Raw genomic sequence first — 4,044 nt, 5'->3', positions numbered from 1 at the left:
GGGTGGCGCAGACGGGCACGAGGTTGGCGCCTGCGTAGCAGAGGGACTCCAGCCGCCCGTCCGCGTACCAGCCCCACAGCTCACCGCCGAGCCGCCAGGGGTCGAGCCCGGCGACGGCGACCCGGGATGCGACGAACGCGTTGGCGACCGGTTCGCGGTCGAGCACGGCACGAGCGGCGTCCAGCTCCGCGGGTTCCAGCAGCCGTGTGGTGGTGGTCGACAACACAGCGGCACTGTACCTGTGCGCGCGTCCGCCCGCTTCCTGCGGGTACGCGCGGTGCCGGGCCGTCAGCCGACGGTGACCTCCGGCTCGCCGGCGGCGGCGCCGTCGGCCTCCATCCGGTCGGCGATCTTCATCGCCTCCTCGATCAGCGTCTCGACGATCTTCGACTCGGGCACGGTCTTGATGACCTCGCCCTTGACGAAGATCTGGCCCTTGCCGTTGCCGGAGGCGACGCCGAGGTCGGCCTCGCGGGCCTCGCCCGGACCGTTGACGACGCAGCCCATGACGGCGACGCGCAGCGGCACCTCCATGCCGTCCAGGCCGGCGGTGACCTCGTCGGCGAGCTTGTAGACGTCGACCTGGGCGCGGCCGCAGGACGGGCAGGAGACGATCTCCAGCCGGCGCTCGCGCAGCCCGAGGGACTCCAGGATCTGGATGCCGACCTTGACCTCCTCCACCGGCGGCGCGGAGAGGGAGACGCGGATGGTGTCGCCGATGCCGTCGCCGAGCAGCGAGCCGAAGGCGACGGCGGACTTGATGGTGCCCTGGAAGGCGGGGCCCGCCTCGGTGACGCCGAGGTGCAGCGGGTAGTCGCACTGGGCGGCGAGCTGCCGGTAGGCGTTGACCATGACGACCGGGTCGTTGTGCTTCACCGAGATCTTGATGTCCGTGAAGCCGTGCTCCTCGAACAGCGAGCACTCCCACAGCGCGGACTCCACCAGCGCCTCCGGGGTGGCCTTGCCGTACTTCGCGAGCAGCCGCCGGTCGAGCGAGCCGGCGTTGACCCCGATCCGGATGGGGGTGCCCGCGGCGGAGGCGGCGTGGGCGATCTGCTTGACCTGGTCGTCGAACTTCTTGATGTTGCCCGGGTTCACCCGGACCGCGGCGCAGCCGGCGTCGATGGCAGCGTAGACGTACTTCGGCTGGAAGTGGATGTCCGCGATGACGGGGATCTGCGACTTCTTGGCGATCACGGCGAGCGCGTCGGCGTCGTCCTGCGTGGGGCAGGCCACCCGGACGATCTGGCAGCCGGAGGCGGTCAGCTCGGCGATCTGCTGGAGGGTGGCGCCGATGTCGGAGGTGCGGGTGGTGGTCATCGACTGGACCGAGACCGGTGCCTCGCCGCCGACGGCGACGGACCCGACCTGCAGCGTACGACTCGCCCTGCGCTCGGCCATCTTCAGCGGAACGGACGGCATTCCCAGCGAAACGGCAGTCATCTGGCGGCAACCCCTGTTGTACGGATCATGGCCCCCACCGGATGAGGCCCGGGCTACCGAGATTACGGCACCGGCACCCCGCGCCGCGGCCGGTCCCGGGGTGGTCACCGGAAGTGTCGATAAACCGGCACCGGACGTTTACCGCGCGGCGCGCCGGGTTCGCGGCGCGGGGGCCGGCGGGCGGCGGAGCGGGCGCGTACGCCGCGGTGCGCGCGCCGCTCCGCCGCCCGGGTCAGCCCGTGAGCTTCACCGGGTTCACCACGTCCGCGACGAGCACCAGCAGGGTGAAGCAGATGAACACCCCGGCGACCACGTACGCCACCGGCATCAGCTTCGCGACGTCGAAGGGGCCCGGGTCGGGCCGCCGGAAGACCCGCGCGAACGCGCGCCGCACCGACTCCCACAGCGCCCCCGCGATGTGCCCGCCGTCCAGCGGCAGCAGCGGCAGCATGTTGAACAGGAACAGCGACAGGTTGAAGCCCGCCACCAGCAGGAGCATCGACGCCACCCGCTGCTCCGGCGGGATGTCGAGGTTCAGCACCTCGCCGCCGACCCGGGCCGCGCCGACGACGCCGACCGGGGAGTCCTCCTTGCGCTCCTCGCCCTGGAACGCCGCGTCCCACAGGTCGGGGACCTTCGAGGGCAGCGCGATGAGGGCGTCGAAGCCGTTGACGACCATGTCGCCCATGCGGTCCACGGACTGCCCGAAGTCCTGCCTGACCACGCCGGTGGCGGGGGTGAAGCCGAGGAAGCCCGCCTTCACGTACTCGCCTTCGACGTAGCCGCCGTCGCCGTCGCTCTTGCTGACGGTGTTCTCGGTGAGCGTGGGGTGCAGGTCGACGCGCTTGCCGTCGCGCTCGACGGTGACGGTGGCCGGGCCGATGGTGTCGCGGATGCTGGTCTGCAGGGCCTCCCAGTCGCCGACCGGGCGGCCGTTGAACGCCACGATCCGGTCGCCGCGCTCCAGGCCCGCCTTCTTCGCGGGTGCGGCGGCGTCGCCCTCCCGGCACTTGCGGTCGGGGTTCTCGGCGACCGACTCGGCCTTGATCACGCAGTCGGAGACCGAGCCGACGGTCGTGGTCTGGGTGGCGATGCCGAACGTCATCATCACGCCGACGAACACCACGACGGCCAGCACCAGGTTCATGAACGGGCCGGCGAACATCACGACGACCCGCTTCCACGGGGCCCGGGTGTAGAACAGCCTGCTCTCGTCGCCGGGCTTCAGCTCCTCGTACGCCGCCTGCCGCGCGTCCTCGATCATCCCGCGGAACGGCGACGTGGAGCGCTGCTGCACCCGGCCGTCCTCGCCGGGCGGGAACATCCCGATCATGCGGATGTAGCCGCCGAGCGGGATCCACTTGATGCCGTACTCCGTCTCCCCCTTCTTGCGGGACCACATCGTGGGGCCGAAGCCGACCATGTACTGCGGGACGCGGATGCCGAACATCTTGGCCGTGCTGAGGTGGCCGAGTTCGTGCCAGGCGATGGAGACCAGGAGCCCGAAGGCGAAGACGACGATGCCGAGAATCGTCATGAGTGTCGTCATGGGCGCACCTTCGTCATCAGTTGTCGGTCGTCACTTGTCGTGCTGGTCGGCCGGCAGCCCGGCCAGCTCCCTGGCCCGGGCGCGCGCCCAGGTCTCGGCTTCGAGGACGTCCGCGACCGTCAGCCGGGTTCCCGGATCGTCCGTGCCGTGTTCCGCGACGACCTGGCTGACCGTGTCCATGATGCCAAGGAACGGGAGCTTGCCGGTGAGGAAGCCGTCGACACACTCCTCGTTGGCGGCGTTGAAGACCGCCGGGGCGGTGCCGCCGAGGGCCCCGACGTGGCAGGCCAGCGGCACGGACGGGAACGCCTTCTCGTCGAGGGGGAAGAACTCCCAGGTGGCGGCGGCCGACCAGGCGAAGGCGGGCGCGGCGTCCGGCACCCGGTCCGGCCAGCCCAGCGCCAGCGCGATCGGCATCCGCATGTCGGGCGGGCTGGCCTGGGCCAGGGTGGAGCCGTCGGTGAACTCGACCATGGAGTGCACGTAGGACTGCGGGTGGACGACGACCTCGATGCGGTCGAAGGGCACGTCGTACAGCAGGTGCGCCTCGATGACCTCCAGGCCCTTGTTGACCAGGGTGGCGGAGTTGATGGTGACCACCGGGCCCATGGCCCACGTGGGGTGGGCGAGCGCCTGCTCCGGGGTGACGTCGGTCAGCTCCTCGCGCGTCCTGCCGCGGAACGGGCCGCCGGAGGCGGTGACGAGGAGCTTGCGCACCTCGCCGCGGGCGCCGCCGAGCAGGGCCTGGTAGAGGGCGGAGTGCTCGGAGTCCACGGGCACGATCTGGCCGTGCCTGGCCACCTCTCTGACCAGCGGTCCGCCGACGATCAGCGACTCCTTGTTGGCCAGCGCGAGCATCCGGCCGGCCTTGAGGGCGGCGAGGGTGGGCGCGAGGCCGATGGAGCCGGTGATGCCGTTGAGCACCGTGTGGCACGCGTCGGCGGCGAGTTCGGTGGCGGCGTCCGGACCCGCCAGCACCTCCGGCAGCGGCTCCCCGGCCCCGTACCGCCTCAGCGACCCGCGGCGAGCCCGGCCGGAGAGGCTGAAGACCG

General features: G+C 71.4%; 4 protein-coding genes. All 4 read right to left on the bottom strand.

All coding sequences use genetic code 11. The features are described 5' to 3' along the window. Window positions 1–226, bottom strand: a 226-nt coding sequence (locus tag H5J30_RS20645) for a DUF4081 domain-containing protein (RefSeq protein ID WP_181788886.1), incomplete at its 3' end; no start/stop codon positions are given. Between the two features lie 62 nt (window positions 227–288). Next, window positions 289–1,443, bottom strand: a complete 1,155-nt coding sequence (gene ispG / locus H5J30_RS20640; RefSeq protein WP_181788885.1) for a flavodoxin-dependent (E)-4-hydroxy-3-methylbut-2-enyl-diphosphate synthase — start codon at window positions 1,441–1,443, stop codon at window positions 289–291. A gap of 232 nt (window positions 1,444–1,675) precedes the next feature. Next, window positions 1,676–2,992: a M50 family metallopeptidase gene (locus H5J30_RS20635; protein WP_181788884.1), complete on the bottom strand. Its 1,317-nt coding sequence runs from the start codon at window positions 2,990–2,992 to the stop codon at window positions 1,676–1,678. Window positions 2,993–3,022: 30 nt separating this feature from the next. Beyond that, window positions 3,023–4,044, bottom strand: a 1,022-nt coding sequence (gene dxr / locus H5J30_RS20630) for a 1-deoxy-D-xylulose-5-phosphate reductoisomerase (protein ID WP_181788883.1), incomplete at its 5' end; no start/stop codon positions are given.

Origin of the sequence: Streptomyces phytophilus (genome assembly GCF_013870535.1) — a bacterium.
Lineage (GTDB): Bacteria > Actinomycetota > Actinomycetes > Streptomycetales > Streptomycetaceae > Streptomyces > Streptomyces phytophilus.
Note: the sequence above shows the minus strand (reverse complement) of the source record. Positions and strands in the feature narration are given on the sequence as shown.

Excerpts from the sequence above, each read along its gene's own strand:
- ispG (WP_181788885.1), bottom strand. The coding sequence starts at position 1,443 with ATGACTGCCGTTTCGCTGGGAATGCCGTCCGTTCCGCTGAAGATGGCC.
- H5J30_RS20635 (WP_181788884.1), bottom strand. The coding sequence starts at position 2,992 with ATGACGACACTCATGACGATTCTCGGCATCGTCGTCTTCGCCTTCGGG.